Origin of the sequence: Clostridium sp. (genome assembly GCF_021372645.1) — a bacterium.
Taxonomy (GTDB): Bacteria; Bacillota; Clostridia; order Clostridiales; family Clostridiaceae; genus Clostridium.
Map to the genome: position 1 here is coordinate 1 of NZ_JAJFUC010000004.1, position 16,527 is coordinate 16,527.

Below are 16,527 nucleotides of genomic sequence, written 5' to 3' on the forward strand. Positions count from 1 at the left end.
GAATGTGGTTGTGTTATAGATAGGGATTATAATGCAAGTATCAATTTATCAAGATATAGATTAGTAGTTTAATCATTTAAAAGATACTGCTAATATGTACCATGCGTTGTATGGGAATTTAAGCCCTCGGAGCGTTATATCAAACCAAAGTAGCTTAGGCAAAATGGAACGTATTGAACAGGGAATTAAATAGAAATTTGTAGATTTTTATAAATTTTTGACAACGGGAGAAAGAGCTATGAAGAAAAAAATATTAGTAATTGGGGGAGTTGCAGGGGGAGCATCTGCAGCAGCAAGACTTAGAAGACTTAGTGAAGAAGATGAAATAATAATGTTTGAAAAAGGACCTCATGTATCTTTTTCAAATTGTGCACTTCCATATCATTTGAGTGGAATAATAGATGAAGCTGATAGATTGGTTTTAATGAGTCCAGAAAAATTTCTAGTTCAATATAATATTCAGGCTAGGGTAAATAACGAAGTGTTATCTATAAATAAAGAAGAAAAAAATGTAACAGTTAAAAACTTGTTAACCGGTGAAACATATAAGGAAAGTTATGATAAGTTAGTATTGTCTCCAGGGGCAAAACCAATTGTTCCCAATATTCCTGGAATTGAAGAGGTCAACATTTTTACAATAAGAAATGTTGTGGATATAGACAAACTTAATAAATATATAAAATCAATTGATACAAAAGATATAGCAGTTATTGGTGGTGGATTTATAGGAGTTGAAGCAGCAGAAAATTTAAGGGATGCTGGTTACAATGTAGCGCTTATAGAAGGAACAGATCAGATATTAAGACCTTTTGATTATGATATGGTTCAAATTCTGCATAAAGAAATCTATGATAAAGGTGTTAACTTAATTGTTGGAGATAAAGTTGAAAAGTTTGAAAAAGATGTAGTGATTTTAGCATCAGGTAAAAAAATTAATGCAAAAGTTGTTGTTATGGCGATAGGAGTATCACCAGAAACTGCTTTAGCTAAAGGTGCAGATTTAGAAATTGGAGAAACAGGAGCCATAAAGGTTGATCAAAATTATAGGACCAATGATGAAAATATTTATGTAGTTGGAGATGCAATAGAAATTTATAATGCGCTTACTCATTCAGTAGTAAAATTATCACTTGCAGGTCCAGCTCAAAAAGAAGCAAGGTCAGTTGCAGATCATATTAATGGAAAGAAGTCATTAAATAAAGGTTACATAGGTTCATCAGCTATAAAAGTTTTTGATTATAATGGAGCAGCAACAGGCTTAAATGAAGCACTTATAAATGTTCTTAGCATGAAGATTAAGTATGATGTAGTACGTGTAATACTTACAGATAAAGTCAGCATTATGCCAACTTCAGCACCTATGCATTTTAAACTGCTCTATGAAATTCCAACAGGAAAGATTTTAGGGGCTCAAGCTATAGGCAGGGGTGATGTTACTAAAAGAATAGATGTAATTGCAACTACTATAAAGTTTGGAGGAACACTAGAGGATTTAAAAGATTTAGAATTATGTTATGCACCACCATTTTCTACAGCAAAAGATGTTGTTAATTATGCTGGATATGTTGGCTCAAATCTTTTAAATGGAGATTTTAAGCAAGTTAATGTTGATTTAGTTAGAGGACTTGTTGAGCATAATGCATATATCATAGATGTTAGAGAAAGAGGCGAATTTGCTAATGGCCATATTAAAAATGCAGTGAATATTCCATTAAGTGAACTTAGAGATAGAATAAATGAAATACCAAAAGATAAACCAGTGTATCTACATTGTAGAACTGGTCAAAGAAGTTATAATGCTACTTTAGCTCTTCAAAACTTAGGTTTTAATAATGTTTATAATATTACAGGAAGCTTTTTAGGTATATCATTTTATGAGTACTTTAATGATATAACTCAAAATAGAGAAAGTATTGTTACAGAATATAATTTTAGATAACTTAATTAGGAATAGAAAATAAAAGAGACTATTATACGGTGTTATTTGTTTTTTTAAAGTGACTTAAGTGAGTAAGTCACAGAGGTGGCAAAAAATTTTGCTTGAATTAATTTGCATTTGCTAAAATATATGATAAAATATATTTTATAATAATTATTATTAAATGGCAGGGAGAGATTAAAATGGCAGCATTTAAATGGAAAGAAGAATATAATTTAAATATTGAAGAAATTGATAAACAACATAAAAAGTTAATGGAAATAGGAGAAAGAGCATATGAAATTGCAATAATATATGATGGATATGATAGATATGATGAAATAATGACAATAATTGATGAACTTTTAGAATATACAAAATATCATTTTGAGTATGAAGAAAATATGCTAAAAGAATATAATTATAATCATACCCACGACCAAGCGAAAGAACATGAAATCTATGTAAATAAGATAAATCAAGTAGCTTCAAGAGAAGATATAGATGATAATCAAAGAAAAATAATATTAGAAATTATAGATTTTCTATCAGAATGGATTAGTAAACACATTATGATTGCAGATAGAGGATATGCAGTATTTTTAAAAACAGTTGTATAATATAAGGAGAGGAAGCTTAAATGAGGAGTTTCCTCTCCTTTGAATTTAAAAATAATATAGTGTTGCAAAATAAATTTATTAAGAATTTTTATTTAAATACAGAGTATCATTTGTTATCAACAGGTATAAGGAAGAGGAAAATAATATTATATCACTAAAGTTTTCTGATGTAGAAAAAATATGTGAATTAGCAAATGAACAAGGATTTAAGAATATTTATAAAGAAGATAGCAAAGACTATTTTATTTTTGTTGGTGAGAAAATTGGTGGAGAAAAAGTAGTTCCAATCATGACACTGGAATCTAAAGAAGATGATAAGAGTTATATTGAGGCTATAAGATACAATTTAGATGAAATATATAAATGTTTATCAGAGGAATAAAATAAATTTGAATAACAGTGTAAAATAAAATTTAATTATCGATAATGTAAAATTTAAATTGCAATATATATATAATTGTGCTAATTGATTTTTTTTGTTAATAATGTTAAGGTATAACAGAAGTATATATACGAGAACAATAAAATTTAATAAGAAATATAGGTTTAATCAAAATCTATTAACTGAAATTGATTAATTAAAAGGGAATCAGGTGAAATTCCTGAACTATCCCGTAGCTGTATTAGATGAATTTAAGTACATTATGTCACTTGGAAACAGGGAAGGCGTATTTAAATGATGATTCTTAAGTCAGAAGACCTGCCTATATTTTGCACTGTAAGGGATATGAAAGAAAATAACAGGTCAAAGATGCTAGCATACTTGCTTATTATTTTTTTGAACATCTCTAAACTCTACGAGCGATAGGGAGGGCGTTATAATGAAGATTTATTTGCACATTTTATATGAATGAGCATATTTTATCATTGTGTCCTTTTAACACTTTAGTTAAAGGGATTTTTTTATTTTACAGATAAGACTAAATAAAAAATTAAAGTAATAAAAATAGAATAATCAGAAGAATATTAGAAGGAGGAAATTATGAATTTAAAAGAAAAGAAAATTATTGGTCTAGTTACAGTATTTACATTGGTATTCGGAGTATCTCCTGTTGCAAATGCAATGCACATTATGGAAGGATATCTTTCACCTAAATACTGTATTGCATGGGGAGTTATCTGCCTTCCATTTTTAGTAGCAGGTTATTTTTCAATTAAGAAAACAGTTAAACAAAATCGTAAATCTACTACCATACTTGCAATGGCTGGAGCTTTCGTATTTGTATTGTCATCTTTGAAGATTCCGTCAGTTACAGGAAGCTGTTCACATATGACGGGTACTGGACTTGGTGCAATTTTATTTGGACCACTTGCAGTAAGTATTTTGGGTATTATCGTACTTATTTTTCAAGCAATTCTGCTAGCACATGGTGGACTTACGACACTTGGAGCAAACTGTTTCTCAATGGCAATTGCTGGACCGCTACTATCTTATGGAATTTATATATTATGTAAGAAGCTAAAAGTCAATAAGCGTGTTGGAATTTTCCTAGCAGCTTCAATTGGAGATTTATTTACGTATTGTGTTACCAGTTTTGAGCTTGCACTTGCTTATCCATCACCTAATGGTGGTGTTGTTGCCTCTGTTATTAAGTTCCTCGGTGTATTTGCACCAACTCAAGTGCCATTAGCAATTATTGAAGGAATTTTGACAGTTGTTATCTTGATTGGTCTTGAGACTTATGCAAAATCTGAATTGACTGGCATCGGATATATGAACGGAGGGGATAAGTAATGTCGAAATCAAAAAAAACGGTTATTATTTTATTATTGATTGCAATATTAATTGCAGTTGTGCCTTTGTTTATGTTAAAAGGAGCTGAGTTTGGTGGTTCTGATGATGCTGGAAGCGTAGCCATTTCAGAAATTACTGGTTCAGAGTACAAGCCATGGTTTGAACCAGTTATGGAAACACTAATTGGAGGAGAATTACCTGGTGAAGTAGAGAGCCTGTTGTTTTGTGTACAAACAGGTATAGGCGTAGGTGTTATATTCTTCTTCCTCGGCAGATTTGTAGAGAGAAGTAAATGGGAAAAAGAAATTGTAAAAAAAGAAAGATAACTATTGGGTTTTATGAATTTGGATTGAATTAAGAAAATATTTGTTGAATAATATATAGATATCAATTACTATATATTGTTCAACAATCTTTTTTTAATAAGGAGAAAATTTTGATATGAAAGATATTAAAAAAGGCATACTGACGAGGGTACTGAAGAATAGATTTAAAACACAACAAAAGATAAGAAGAAAGGAAGGTTTTAGATGAGGAAAATTCTTATGTTATGCCTTATTATTCTTGCAGTAGCTGTTGTCCTTCTAGCAGAGTATCAGCAGAAGAATTTACATAAAGGAAAGCGTCATTATAACGGAATCAGGCATAAACATGGAGAGCAATTTGAAATTGATTTTTATTCCTATGCTTCGAAAATAAGAGGATGGAATTCTACGTTCAAGGTTTCATTTGCAGTTTTGATACTCATTTTATGCATTACATTGAATAATCCATATGTATCTATTGCGGTTTTAATTGCAATGGCTTATTTGACTATGGTGAAGGGAGGCCTTCAGGTGCATGAATATCTTTCTGTACTTACTATTCCGATTACATTTATTCTATTAGGAACTGTGACAATTGCTGTTGATTTTGCATGGCAGCCAATGGGACAATATAATTTGCACCTTGTTTTTTTCTACATGTATACTTCACAGGAAAAACTAAAAGAAATGATTTTCATAATTTTAAAAGCATTTGCAGCAGTAAGTACATTACAGATGATGGCATTATCAACACCATCTTCAGAAATTATATCTGTCATGAGGAAAGCGCATGTTCCTAAGCTTATTATTGAACTGATGAATATGATTTATCGTTATATTTTTATTCTGCTTAATGTATATTCCCAAATGAAGAATTCTGCAGATTCAAGGCAAGGATATTGTGATTTTAAAACATCATTACATACATTTGGAGGAATTATTAGCAATATGCTTGTTATTTCTATGAAAAAGACAAATGCATATTATGATGCCATTGAAGCTAGATGCTATGATGGCGAAATGATATTTCTAGAGGAAGACAAAAAGATTGAGATGAACCAGATAGTATCGGCAGTAGTGTTTATAATTATTTTGTTTCTGCTTTGGGGATTCACAAAATAGAAAGAACTAATATAATAATTTACATAAAGAAAAAATAAAGAATAGGTTTATAGGTTTCCTTAAATCAGATAACCTAAATATATTATAAGAGGATAGTTTATGAAAGAACCAATTTTAAGTGTTCGGGATTTATATTATGTTTATGGAAATGGGCAAGTAGCATTAGATGGGATTAGTGTTGATATTAATGAAGGTGAGAAGATTGCAGTCATCGGGTCCAATGGAGCTGGAAAATCTACATTTTTCCTTAATATGAATGGTGTATTGACACCTGAAAGTGGAAAAATTACTTATCGGGGCACTCTTATTAATAAAAAGAATCTTAAGGAACTTAGAAAAAGTATTGGAATAGTTTTTCAGGATGCAGATAATCAGATTATAGCTTCCACAGTGAGAGCGGAAGTCGGATTCGGACCAATGAATTTAAAACTGCCGAAAGAAGAAGTCATAAAAAGGATTGATGAGGCACTAACCTATATGAATATTCTAGATTTTAAAGACCGTCCGCCTCATTATTTAAGCGGAGGAGAAAAGAAAAAGGTTACTATTGCAGATATTATTGCCATGAAGTCAGAAATTATTATCTTTGATGAACCAACTGCATCATTAGACCCGTTAAATGCTCAAATGCTTGAAGAAGTTTTATTAAAATTGGGTATAGAAGGAAAAACCATGTTAATTTCCACACATGATGTGGATTTTGCCTACCGTTGGGCAGAAAGGGCTATTGTGTTCTGTGAGGGAAATATTATTGCAGATGGAACTCCACTAGAAATTTTTCAAAATCAAGAGACTTTAAAAAAAGCAAATTTAAAAAAGCCTATGATGTTAGAAGTGTATGAATCTCTGAGAGAGAATAATATTATTGTGGATGAAAAAATATATCCCAAAAATATGCAGGAATTTCAAAAAATGCTTCAGGAAATGAATTAATTAACTAACAGCTGCACTAGATAAATATAACAATAATGAGCTTAAAAAAATAAAAATTGCAGATAGGGCATTAATGTGAAATTATAAGAATGAATGGTTTAGTTCAGTACTAAATTAGAATATATATATTAAATATTTATTACAAGAATGATATATGTGAGTATTATTCTTGTAATTTTCCATATACAGTAATATAATTTAGCTAAATGCAAATGCAAATTTATTGCAACAAGGAGAAAATATATGAAAACAAAAATAGACATAATATCTGGATTTTTAGGTGCAGGCAAAACTACGTTAATAAAAAAGTTAATTGATGAGAAGTTTAAGGAAGAAAAAATTGCAATTATAGAAAATGAATTTAGTAAATCTAAATTAAAAGAAATATTTGAAGAAATTGCATTACTTATTTGAAAAGGTATGTAAATAATCAATAAGTATTTAGAGGTAAAATATGAATATAAAAGTTGAAATAGTTATAGGATTTCTTGGCTCTGGAAAAACGAGTTTTATAAATTCTATGTTGCAAGGTGAAGAATTACAAAATGAAATTATTGTAGTTATCCAAGATGAATTTGGAGAATGTGAAATAAAAAGTGAATTATATAATCAGGAACAACAAAGCCAAATGATAGTAATAAAAAATGATGGAGATAAAGAACTCAATGCAGATTATATAAAAAAAATTATAAGTGAATATATTCCTAATAGAATTTTTATTGAAGTAAATGGTATGAAGAATCCTAAAACTATTATTGATATATTCAATAATAAAGGTATAAAAAGATTATGCAAACTTGATGATATAATAAGCATAATTGATGTGCTAACATTTACTATGTATTTTAAAAATATTAAAAGTATAGTTTATGCCCATATTTTTAATTGCGAAACTATAATATTAAATAATGTAGATCAGTTAGAGAAAAAGGATTTTTTAGGCATTCAAAAAGAAATTAAAAATATAAATGAAACTGCTAATATGATTAAACATGTTTCTGTATTAAATGAAGTACAACCGTTAGATGATGAGTATTCAGAGATAAAAAATCAGAAGTCTTTTATTTTTAATCCTTTCTTATATTTAGGCATTTTAATATTCATATTATCATATTTAAGTACATTATCAATGTTAGATATTAATATATACAACGAATATTTAGAAAATTTTAAAAAGTTTTACAACGTATTTATAAGTATATTGATTCAAGGGTTTCCTTTCATCCTTATTGGAAGCTTTGTATCAGCAATTATTCAAATTTGCATATCAAGAGATAGGTTTATAAAAATATTTCCCAAAAACATTGTTCTTTCATGCATAGTTGCAGCTTTTGCAGGCTTATTATTTCCTATATGTGATTGTGGGACTATCCCTATAGTTCGTGGACTTATGAAAAAGAAAATACCTATAGCGGCTGGAGTTACATTTATGCTAGCAGCACCAATAGTAAATCCAATAGCAATTGTTTCAACTATATATGCTTTTCAAGGCATGAGATCTGTAGTAATTTATAGGGTAATTGCAGGAGTAGTCATTTCAATTGCAGTAGGTCTTATTATGCAGTTTTGTACAAAGAAGGATGAGTATATTTTAAAAAGTGATGAAGATATAATTGAATGTGACTGTGTTTTTTGTAATGATAACTACGAGTATAATGAAAGTAAATTAGATAAGGTAAAAGCTGTATTTATTCATGCAGGAGATGAATTTTTTAATATAGGAAAATTTATGATTGTAGGAACATTTTTATCTAGTATTTTTCAAACTACAGTATCATTAAATAATAGTATGTATATTCCAAACGATAATAGAAGTTCACTTTTGATTATGATGGGATTGGCTTTTTTACTTTCAGTATGTTCAACATCAGATGCTTTTGTTGCTAAAGGTTTTTTAAAGCAATTCTCAATAAATTCAGTAATGGGATTTTTAGTAGTTGGACCTATGTTAGATGTTAAAAATACAATTATGCTTTTTGGCAGTTTTAAAAAGAAATTTGTATTAAAGTTAATATTTATTATTCTTGTGGTGTCATTTGGAGTTTTGATTAATTGTACATTAGCTTAGGAATATGACTAAAATTAATTGAAAGAGGTAGTATATGAAAAAATTAAATGTAGACATTATTATAAAAATATTAATATTACTTGGTTTTTCAGTATTTTACTTTGAACTTATTATAAATAATGAAATAACTATGTATGTACATCCAAGAATTGTTCCATTTATAGTTTTAGGCATGATAGCTATGTTTATAATTGTATTGTTTTTAATTAAAGATATCTTTCATAATAAAAAGAAAAGAATTAAGTTAAAAAATTATGTGATTTTTATAATTCCTCTAATTATGATATTTTTTATGCAAAGTAATAGTGCAAATTCAGAAATTAAAGTTAGTGATATAAACACAAATTCCAATATTACATCAAATAATACTTCTAATAAAGATAATAATATAAGCAATAATTTAACTTCTGCTAACTCTACATTTGACATATATAGCGGAAAAACTGAAAATGATGGACAAGGTACAATTGATAAAAAACAATTAGATATAGAAAATAATGTTATTCAAGTGAATACTAAAAATTTTGTATTTTCCCTTGATGAGATTTTAGGAAATCCAGATAAATATGACGGAAAAGAAATAGAGATAACAGGATTTGTATATAAAGATAAAGACTTAAAAGAAAATGAATTTATAATAGGAAGATTTATGATGGTATGCTGTGCAGCAGATATGCAAATTGCAGGAATGAGATGTGAGGGTAATAATCTAGAATCTTATGATAATGACACATGGATAAAAGTAAAGGGAAAAATAAAAAAGGATACTTATGAAGGATCTGTAGATCCAGTTATAGTAGTTGAAGATCTTAAAAAGGATATGAGTCCAGATACTTCATATGTATATCCATTTTAAAATTCGCTATTTTTAATGAAAGCAAGGAAGTATACAAATTCTTAAGTGATTAAGTCACAGAGGTGGCAAAAATATAAGGTTATAATTGAATCATAAGAAGTTAATAACATTAGAAAATATGAATTGGAGGAATTAAGTATGGTTAAAGTATTAAATAGTAATGAATTTGCTGAAAAAGTTGAAAATACTAAAGGGGTAGTAGTTGTTGATTTCTCAGCAACTTGGTGTGGACCATGTAAGATGTTAGCTCCAGTATTTGAGGGAGTTAGTAATAAGATGGAAGATAAAGCTAAATTCTTTAAGGTAGACATAGATGAAAATAATAATCTAGCTCAAAAGTATAGAATAGCTACAGTTCCAACTATGATTATATTTAAAGATGGAGTTCCTGTAGAAAACTTAGCAGGTTTTATGCCAGAACAAAATATAACAAATAAAGTTAATGCACATTTATAGAAAGCAATAGTGTAATGAATTTACGTGTTTAGCAGGTAGTCTAAATTAGATATACCTGCTTTTCTGTATTTATAAATAATGTATAGAAGAGATTCTTCTATACATATATAATATTTCTAATCGGGAATAAAATAAATTATTATTGCTCCAAATCAGTATTTGGGGCTTTTTGTGAAGAGTGTGGAATGAATTTTGAAACAGCACTTAAAATATCATCTTCCTTTGGAGGAGGTATGGCAAGACTTCGTGAAGTTTGTGGAGCAGTAAGTGGCATGTTTATGGTAGCTGGCATTAAATATGGATACACTGATCCAAAAGATATCTTATCTAAAGCAGAACATTATAAGCGAATTCAAGAGATTGCTGAGTAATTTAGAGAAAAGAATGGCTCTATAATTTGTAGAGATCTTTTTAGGATTGTCTACTCAAAGTGAAAGCTACATACCAGCTAAGTCAATTTAATTATTTAGGTATTTGAAAAAGGTGAAGAAAAAATGTGGGAATGTGGTGTGTGGACATCTTGTTATGGGTAAGAAAGCTCTAGAAGTATGTCCAGTATGTAAATATTCTCAAAGCTATTTTGAAGTAAGAAAAGAAAACTATTAAATGATTTTATAACTTTCTTTAAGAAGGGGTAGATATGTACCCCTTCTTGATTCATTGCAGAAAATACTTAATTTAATTAATATTATATTTATCAAGTTCTTCTTGAGTTATAGCATTAACATCTTTAGTGTTACTAAACTTAGTTAAAAATTGACCATATTTAACCTGAACTAAGTTCTCATCTTTTCCTTTACTGTATTTAACAGCTAATCTACAAGCAAATGTTAAGTCCTCTTCTGTAGGAGTATTTCCTTCTGGTATTATAACCATTGCTCCACTAAATTTAGAAGGAATAAACATCATATCTTTATTATTTAATAATTGTTTTATTTGTTCTCCTTCTTCTCTAGTCCTTGATACTATTATTTTAGTATTGTTCTTACTTACAAAGTGTCTTCCGTATTTTAATAAGTGTATATCTTTTTCTGTAACATTTTCTTTTCTATCTAACATTTCCTTTAATCTAATAGAATAATTAGGTTCTGTTAATTTACATCCTCCTGCTGGTGATGGATAGTCCTTTAGGCCCCACTTTTTTGCTAATGCCATTTGAGGTTTTCTATTTCTTCCTGAAATATCCAATAGTTTTTCTCTATCTACTAATCCATCAATTTCCATTTGAGTTTCTTTCAAATTTTTTGCACATAATGGTCTTAAAATTTTATTACCAAATTCACATTGCTTTTTTACTATATCCATTGCTGATCTATTCTGTGACATAGGTCGTTGATTTAATACTTCACCTGTGATAATAAAATCCGCATCAAATTTTTCAAGTAATTCACCTGAATATCTAATCATCATAGCATGACAATCTATGCAAGGGTTCATATTTTTACCCCATCCATGTTTTGGATCTTTAACTATATCAAAATGTTCTTTAGAAAAGTCTATTACTTCTAAATGTATTCCTATTTGTTTTGTCATTCTTTTTGCATTTTCCTCATTAAAAAAATATGATTTAAAACAAATTCCTATTATCTCTATACCTTGTTCTTTAATTAGTTTAGCAGCTAAAAGACTATCTAATCCTCCTGAAATCATAGCTAATGCTCTTGTCATCTTGTTCCTCCTCGTATACCTAAAACATTTCTTATAATGTTTCAATGTAAAAATTAATTATAGTTATAATCAATTTTAAGCAGTTTATGAATTCAAGTCAATAATTTTAAGTGGCATTTGACAATTAAAAGTGAATAGAAGTAGAATGAAAAAATGCAAAATGTCGAGGTAAAGTTAATTAATCTATATAAACTCTAGCAAAAACAGTAAGTGGAACTGATAAAATCATCCCCATACTTCCTGCAAGCGCTCTTAGTATTTCTACAGAAATATCTTGAAGACTAATTATATATGAAAAATTAACATTATGTCCTAAGAAAACCATTAAAGTAACAACAGAACTTCCTACATATGCCAAGATAAGTGTATTAGCCATAGTGCCTATCATATCTCTTCCAATATTAAATCCAGATGTAATTAATAAATTTTTACTTATACTAGGATTGTTTTCTTTAAGCTCATTCATTGAAGTAGCTACTGACATACTCATATCTAAATTAGCGCCAAGTGCACCGACCACAATACTAGAAAATAATATTCCTTGAAAATTAAATTTAATATTTGGAGAATATTTTGACAGGGATAAAAATTCTTCATAATTAATTGAAACATGAAGAGAATTGCTCATTATGAATGTGATTATGCCTGCTATTATAACACCGCCTAAAGTTCCAATAAGGCAAGAAATTGTTTTTTTACTTAATCCATTTTGTATTATTAATGAAAAAAAAGAAATGATTAGACAACAAATTATTGTTAGCTTTATAGGACTATACCCACTAAGTATTCCTGGTAATAGTAGCATATAAATTATACATATATTAAAGGCAATAGATAAGATTGCATAAAAGCCTTTTATGCCTCCTATAAAAATAACTAAGGCTATAAAAAATGCAACTAATAACAAAATATTTTTTTCTCTTGGATAATTATATATTGCTACATTTAATTTATTATTATCAGTTTGAATTAATATTTGAACAAAATCATTAGGTTTTAAAGTTAATTCAGAATTATTTACAACTAAAGTATTGTCTAAAATAAATTCTTTACCTTTATATTTACCTTCAGATACTAATACCTTAATTTTAGAATTTTGATTTGAGTTAGAAAAAGTAACATTTTCAACTAAAGCTTTACAGATTATTTTATTATCAACAAATGCATCGTTAGTTTTGTCCACTTTAAATGGTGAAAAAATAAATACTAGAATTAATAAAAGAAAAGTTAACATTATACGTGATAAGGAAAATTTATTCATAAATAAGCACCTCTTAAATGTAAAATATTACAATGGTTATAACATAATATTTATAGTAAGCATTATAACGGAATATACCTAATACTTAATATGACAAGATTCAGAAGCATAGAAATTTTTATTGGAGACATTAATAGCATTTGACAGTAACAAAAAATAGTAATAATATAATATTGGCAAATGCTATTAAATATAGGGAGATGATTTTATGTCAGATTGTAATTCATGTTCATCAAAGGATGGATGTAATAAGGATAAGGAAAGTTGTATGATTGAAAATAATCCTTTGAATAAGGTAAAGAAAATTATTGGTGTTATGAGTGGTAAGGGAGGAGTAGGTAAATCTTCAATTTCTGTTATTGTTGCAAAACAATTAAAAGCACTTGGATATAGTGTTGGTGTTTTAGATGCAGATATAACAGGACCAAGTGTTCCAAGGCTTCTTGGTGTAGAAAATAAAAAGGTTGCTATGGCTGAAAATGCTATGTATCCTGTAGAAACTAGGGATGGAATTAAAGTTATGTCTTTAAATTTATTAATGGAAAATGAAGAAGATCCTGTTCTTTGGAGAGGTCCTATAATTTCAGGAATGGTTAAACAATTTTGGACTGATGTACTTTGGGAAGAACTTGATTATTTAGTAATTGATATGCCGCCAGGAACAGGAGATGTGGCATTAACAGTTATGCAATCTATTCCGATTGATGGAGTTGTTATGGTTTCTGTTCCACAAGATTTAGTTTCGATGATAGTATCAAAAGCTGTAAATATGGTAAAGAAGATGGATATTAATCTTTTAGGTGTTATTGAAAATATGAGTTATATAACTTGTGCTAAATGTGGAGATAAAATGAAACTCTTTAATGGAGATAATACAGAAAAGTTTTTAAAAGATATGAATTTAAAGCTTTTAGGAGAACTTCCTATGCTAAATAGTATAAATAACCTAGGACAATATGATAATGCACATATAGATGAAAGTTTAGAACTAATATTTGACCCTATAGTTAAAAATATTATTAGAGAGTTAGAATAATATTTTTAATAATATTATGAAGAAATAAGGGAGAGTGTGTTATGGAAAAAATTCAAGGAAATATGAAATCATGCCTTCAACCAATGCCTAAAGTATTAGTTTCATGTAGAGATACTAATGGTAAGAATAATGCGTTAGCAGTAGCATATTGTGGGAATTGCAGTTATGATCCACCAATGGTTATGGTAGGAATTGTTCCTTCAAGATATTCTTATAATATCATAAAAGAAACTGGTGTTTTTGTAGTAAATCTTGTAACAAAAGAGCAACAAGAAATGTTTGATTATTTAGGTAGTCATAGTGGTAGAGATGAGGATAAATTTTCAGAATTAAATATTAAAGTTCAAGAAGGAATTAAGGTAAATGCACCTTTATTAGCAGATTGTCCTATAAATATTGAGTGTACAGTAGTGGATTCGATAATGACAGGTTCACATGAAATGTTTATAGGCAAGGTTGAATATGTTCATACTATTAGAATAAAATAATTATTTTAGAAAGCATTCTTTTATAAGTTGTAAAACAAAAATAAAAGGAATGCTTTATTTATTTGCAGATAATTTCAAATTATTAATGGCATTTGACAAAAAAATATTATTTCTATGTATAAAAAAATAAAAGTTACACAAGATAAAATTGCAAAGGAGATGTTTTATTATGCAAATAACTTTAAGTCAAAAAGAAAGAATGTTACTAGAGGATCAAAAAAGTCATGAACAAATTTGTATCGAAAAGTATTCTAATTATGCAAATCAAGCGCAAGACAATCAATTAAAACAAATATGTAAGGCTAATGAACAAATGGAAAGAAATCATCTTGACACTATTAATCAATTACTAAGTGGTAATATTCCTCAAATGAATCAAAAGCAAAATCAAAATGCTGCGCAAAATATGAATACTACTCAAGCAGCAGTAAGTAATATATCTGACAAGGATATGTGTTCAGATTTATTAATGACAGAAAAATATGTTTCAGGGACTTATGATACCACAATTTTTGAATTTAGAGATACACAAGTTCGTGATGTATTAAATCATATACAAAAAGAAGAACAAAAACACGGAGAATCTATATTTAAGTATATGGAGAGTAAAGGAATGTATAATGTTCAATAGTTATTAAAAGTTTAGTGAAAGCACAAAAAGAGTTTGCAATTAAAAAGCAAAACCTCTTTTTGTGTTTTTATTTAGTTACACTATATTTAGATATTGTTTTATAGTTATTGGCTTTTGACAATAATTATAAATTGGAGTAATATGAAAATGGAAAATTCAAATATATAGTTTTCTTTTTAGTTTTTGGATGTTTTGGAGCTATTGCAAGTGGAAGTATGACAATGCAACTTGCAAAGGGAAAAACTTTAGAAGAAGCTTTGCAAATTACTGAAGAAGATATTATACAAGCTTTAGGGGGATTACCAGAGGATAAAAAGCATTGCTCAAATCTTGGTGTTAAGGCACTTAGAAATGCTATTGATAATTATTATAGTGAGGAGAAAAAGGAATGAGTTTAAAAATAACAACTCTTATTGAAAACAATTCTGATGAAAATAAGAGTTTACTTAGTGAACATGGACTTTCTTTATATATAGAAACTGATGAAATCAAGATTTTGTTTGATACAGGTCAAAGTGGGGATTTTATTAAAAATGCAGAGAAATTAAAAATTGATTTGAATAATTTAGATTATGTCATTGTACAGGTTATATGGCAGTAGCACATTTAGAAAGTGAGTTTGGGAATAAATTTGTCTATAATAATACTGGAAATGTAATAGAATTGGATTAAGTGAATCTTAGATATTTTATAGTATTAAAAAAGTATGTAATAAAGAATTATTTTATAGTTGCTTTAGAAATTTCCCAAATCTTTTTTATAACCAAATTACGGAGTGCTCTTTCAATAAAGTCTTCATTCCAAGGACTTTTAGATAAGAATTTTCCTATATTCGTTCTATGCCTGAAAGGCATAAGGTCGGCTACGTCAGTAACTTTACCTGCAAATCCTTTTTTTTATCATAGCACTCATAATAAGAGCTATAAGTAGTAGTGAATTTATACGACAATCATTAGAATTGCACCTTTTTTTTGCAAGAATTGTGAAAGAACACTCATTCTTTTTACAAGTAGGTTTTACACCAAAGAATTCAAATTATATAGATGAGGCAGATGCCTTTAGAAAAGTAGACATAAATCCCTCTTCTATAATTATATATTATAAAATGTATGATTGAAGTAATGAAAATGTTCTTTAATAATTTACTTTTTGCTAAATCAGAAATAGTAGACTAAATATTTATACTATCCTATTGTAATGTTTTAACTTGATTTTATTATTGTCATTCTCGATAAGTGTGCTATTTAACACTTACTTTTATAATAAAAATTAACACAAAAGATGCAACTAGAATAATGATTGCATCTTTATTAACGAAATTATTACTATAAAACTCCTACATCACTCTTCCTGGTAATACTGCATCCAAGATTCCAATAACTATAGCTGCTAATAATGCTCCTATTATAGATACGCTCATGTTAGGAATT

General features: G+C 28.3%; 15 protein-coding genes, 7 pseudogenes and 1 riboswitch. Of the genes and pseudogenes, 19 read left to right on the top strand and 3 right to left on the bottom strand.

All coding sequences use genetic code 11. The annotated features are described in order from the left end of the window. The first annotated feature begins 238 nt into the window (after window positions 1-238). The 13 genes and pseudogenes from LLF98_RS00605 to LLF98_RS15375 form a co-directional block, all read left to right on the top strand. The gene (locus LLF98_RS00605) at window positions 239-1,939 is read left to right on the top strand and encodes an FAD-dependent oxidoreductase (protein WP_291699809.1); all 1,701 of its coding nucleotides are present in this window, start codon (window positions 239-241) and stop codon (window positions 1,937-1,939) included. 182 nt (window positions 1,940-2,121) lie between these two features. Continuing rightward, window positions 2,122-2,538 (top strand): bacteriohemerythrin, encoded by a 417-nt coding sequence (locus LLF98_RS00610; protein ID WP_291699810.1) that lies wholly within the window; start codon window positions 2,122-2,124, stop codon window positions 2,536-2,538. Between the two features lie 259 nt (window positions 2,539-2,797). Continuing rightward, window positions 2,798-2,920, top strand: a pseudogene (locus LLF98_RS00615) (ABC transporter substrate-binding protein); the annotation flags it as partial. Between the two features lie 143 nt (window positions 2,921-3,063). Further along, window positions 3,064-3,261, top strand: a riboswitch (cobalamin riboswitch). A 259-nt stretch (window positions 3,262-3,520) separates the two neighbouring features. Continuing rightward, a complete protein-coding gene (locus LLF98_RS00620) occupies window positions 3,521-4,273 on the top strand; it encodes an energy-coupling factor ABC transporter permease (protein ID WP_291699813.1) in 753 nt (250 codons plus the stop codon). Beyond that, a complete protein-coding gene (locus tag LLF98_RS00625) occupies window positions 4,273-4,599 on the top strand; it encodes a cobalt transport protein CbiN (RefSeq protein WP_291699815.1) in 327 nt (108 codons plus the stop codon). Before LLF98_RS00620 ends, LLF98_RS00625 begins: the two co-directional genes overlap by 1 nt. Before the next feature lie 219 nt (window positions 4,600-4,818). After that, window positions 4,819-5,700 carry a cobalt ECF transporter T component CbiQ gene (gene cbiQ / locus LLF98_RS00630; RefSeq protein ID WP_291699817.1) on the top strand — a complete coding sequence of 294 codons (882 nt, stop codon included), beginning with the start codon at window positions 4,819-4,821 and terminating at the stop codon, window positions 5,698-5,700. A gap of 99 nt (window positions 5,701-5,799) precedes the next feature. Further along, on the top strand, window positions 5,800-6,633 hold the full coding sequence (locus tag LLF98_RS00635; protein WP_291699820.1) for an ATP-binding cassette domain-containing protein: 834 nt from the start codon (window positions 5,800-5,802) through the stop codon (window positions 6,631-6,633). Between the two features lie 243 nt (window positions 6,634-6,876). Beyond that, window positions 6,877-7,002, top strand: a pseudogene (locus LLF98_RS00640) (GTP-binding protein); the annotation flags it as partial. An 85-nt stretch (window positions 7,003-7,087) separates the two neighbouring features. Next, the gene (locus LLF98_RS00645; RefSeq protein WP_291699822.1) at window positions 7,088-8,701 is read left to right on the top strand and encodes a permease; all 1,614 of its coding nucleotides are present in this window, start codon (window positions 7,088-7,090) and stop codon (window positions 8,699-8,701) included. A gap of 34 nt (window positions 8,702-8,735) precedes the next feature. Then, entirely contained in the window at window positions 8,736-9,557 is an 822-nt protein-coding gene (locus LLF98_RS00650) for a TIGR03943 family protein (RefSeq protein ID WP_291699824.1), read from the top strand. A gap of 138 nt (window positions 9,558-9,695) precedes the next feature. Beyond that, window positions 9,696-10,013 (top strand): thioredoxin, encoded by a 318-nt coding sequence (trxA, locus tag LLF98_RS00655; protein WP_291699826.1) that lies wholly within the window; start codon window positions 9,696-9,698, stop codon window positions 10,011-10,013. Between the two features lie 107 nt (window positions 10,014-10,120). Then, window positions 10,121-10,466: pseudogene (locus tag LLF98_RS00660) on the top strand (C-GCAxxG-C-C family protein); the annotation flags it as partial. Window positions 10,467-10,483: 17 nt separating this feature from the next. Continuing rightward, window positions 10,484-10,619, top strand: a pseudogene (locus LLF98_RS15375) (rubredoxin-like domain-containing protein); the annotation flags it as partial. Window positions 10,620-10,691: 72 nt separating this feature from the next. On the opposite strand, the gene LLF98_RS00665 reads toward LLF98_RS15375, so the two are convergent. Beyond that, the gene (locus LLF98_RS00665; RefSeq protein WP_291699828.1) at window positions 10,692-11,681 is read right to left on the bottom strand and encodes a tRNA 4-thiouridine(8) synthase ThiI; all 990 of its coding nucleotides are present in this window, start codon (window positions 11,679-11,681) and stop codon (window positions 10,692-10,694) included. A gap of 178 nt (window positions 11,682-11,859) precedes the next feature. Continuing rightward, window positions 11,860-12,942 carry a YibE/F family protein gene (locus LLF98_RS00670; RefSeq protein WP_291699830.1) on the bottom strand — a complete coding sequence of 361 codons (1,083 nt, stop codon included), beginning with the start codon at window positions 12,940-12,942 and terminating at the stop codon, window positions 11,860-11,862. Between the two features lie 208 nt (window positions 12,943-13,150). Here LLF98_RS00670 and LLF98_RS00675 point away from each other — a divergent pair, with 208 nt between their 5' ends. From LLF98_RS00675 to LLF98_RS00700, 6 genes and pseudogenes are all read left to right on the top strand, one after another. Beyond that, the gene (locus LLF98_RS00675; RefSeq protein WP_291699832.1) at window positions 13,151-13,978 is read left to right on the top strand and encodes an Mrp/NBP35 family ATP-binding protein; all 828 of its coding nucleotides are present in this window, start codon (window positions 13,151-13,153) and stop codon (window positions 13,976-13,978) included. A gap of 41 nt (window positions 13,979-14,019) precedes the next feature. Further along, on the top strand, window positions 14,020-14,466 hold the full coding sequence (locus LLF98_RS00680; protein ID WP_291699834.1) for a flavin reductase family protein: 447 nt from the start codon (window positions 14,020-14,022) through the stop codon (window positions 14,464-14,466). Window positions 14,467-14,635: 169 nt separating this feature from the next. Continuing rightward, window positions 14,636-15,097 carry a spore coat protein gene (locus LLF98_RS00685; protein ID WP_291699836.1) on the top strand — a complete coding sequence of 154 codons (462 nt, stop codon included), beginning with the start codon at window positions 14,636-14,638 and terminating at the stop codon, window positions 15,095-15,097. Window positions 15,098-15,264: 167 nt separating this feature from the next. Then, window positions 15,265-15,489 (top strand): annotated as a pseudogene (locus LLF98_RS00690) (iron-sulfur cluster assembly scaffold protein); the annotation flags it as partial. Beyond that, window positions 15,486-15,698, top strand: coding sequence for a hypothetical protein (locus LLF98_RS00695; RefSeq protein ID WP_291699838.1), 213 nt, complete (start codon window positions 15,486-15,488; stop codon window positions 15,696-15,698). The pseudogene LLF98_RS00690 and the gene LLF98_RS00695, both read left to right, overlap by 4 nt. 321 nt (window positions 15,699-16,019) lie before the next feature. Then, window positions 16,020-16,160 (top strand): annotated as a pseudogene (locus tag LLF98_RS00700) (DUF2935 domain-containing protein); the annotation flags it as partial. A gap of 273 nt (window positions 16,161-16,433) precedes the next feature. On the opposite strand, the pseudogene LLF98_RS00705 reads toward LLF98_RS00700, so the two are convergent. Beyond that, window positions 16,434-16,527 (bottom strand): annotated as a pseudogene (locus LLF98_RS00705) (phage holin family protein); the annotation flags it as partial.

What these genes read in the sequence shown, in the direction of transcription:
- LLF98_RS00605 (WP_291699809.1), top strand. Translation starts at nt 239, where the DNA reads ATGAAGAAAAAAATATTAGTAATTGGGGGAGTTGCAGGGGGAGCATCT.
- LLF98_RS00610 (WP_291699810.1), top strand. Translation starts at nt 2,122, where the DNA reads ATGGCAGCATTTAAATGGAAAGAAGAATATAATTTAAATATTGAAGAA.
- LLF98_RS00620 (WP_291699813.1), top strand. Translation starts at nt 3,521, where the DNA reads ATGAATTTAAAAGAAAAGAAAATTATTGGTCTAGTTACAGTATTTACA.
- LLF98_RS00625 (WP_291699815.1), top strand. Translation starts at nt 4,273, where the DNA reads ATGTCGAAATCAAAAAAAACGGTTATTATTTTATTATTGATTGCAATA.
- cbiQ (WP_291699817.1), top strand. Translation starts at nt 4,819, where the DNA reads ATGTTATGCCTTATTATTCTTGCAGTAGCTGTTGTCCTTCTAGCAGAG.
- LLF98_RS00635 (WP_291699820.1), top strand. Translation starts at nt 5,800, where the DNA reads ATGAAAGAACCAATTTTAAGTGTTCGGGATTTATATTATGTTTATGGA.
- LLF98_RS00645 (WP_291699822.1), top strand. Translation starts at nt 7,088, where the DNA reads ATGAATATAAAAGTTGAAATAGTTATAGGATTTCTTGGCTCTGGAAAA.
- LLF98_RS00650 (WP_291699824.1), top strand. Translation starts at nt 8,736, where the DNA reads ATGAAAAAATTAAATGTAGACATTATTATAAAAATATTAATATTACTT.
- trxA (WP_291699826.1), top strand. Translation starts at nt 9,696, where the DNA reads ATGGTTAAAGTATTAAATAGTAATGAATTTGCTGAAAAAGTTGAAAAT.
- LLF98_RS00665 (WP_291699828.1), bottom strand. Translation starts at nt 11,681, where the DNA reads ATGACAAGAGCATTAGCTATGATTTCAGGAGGATTAGATAGTCTTTTA.
- LLF98_RS00670 (WP_291699830.1), bottom strand. Translation starts at nt 12,942, where the DNA reads ATGAATAAATTTTCCTTATCACGTATAATGTTAACTTTTCTTTTATTA.
- LLF98_RS00675 (WP_291699832.1), top strand. Translation starts at nt 13,151, where the DNA reads ATGTCAGATTGTAATTCATGTTCATCAAAGGATGGATGTAATAAGGAT.
- LLF98_RS00680 (WP_291699834.1), top strand. Translation starts at nt 14,020, where the DNA reads ATGGAAAAAATTCAAGGAAATATGAAATCATGCCTTCAACCAATGCCT.
- LLF98_RS00685 (WP_291699836.1), top strand. Translation starts at nt 14,636, where the DNA reads ATGCAAATAACTTTAAGTCAAAAAGAAAGAATGTTACTAGAGGATCAA.
- LLF98_RS00695 (WP_291699838.1), top strand. Translation starts at nt 15,486, where the DNA reads ATGAGTTTAAAAATAACAACTCTTATTGAAAACAATTCTGATGAAAAT.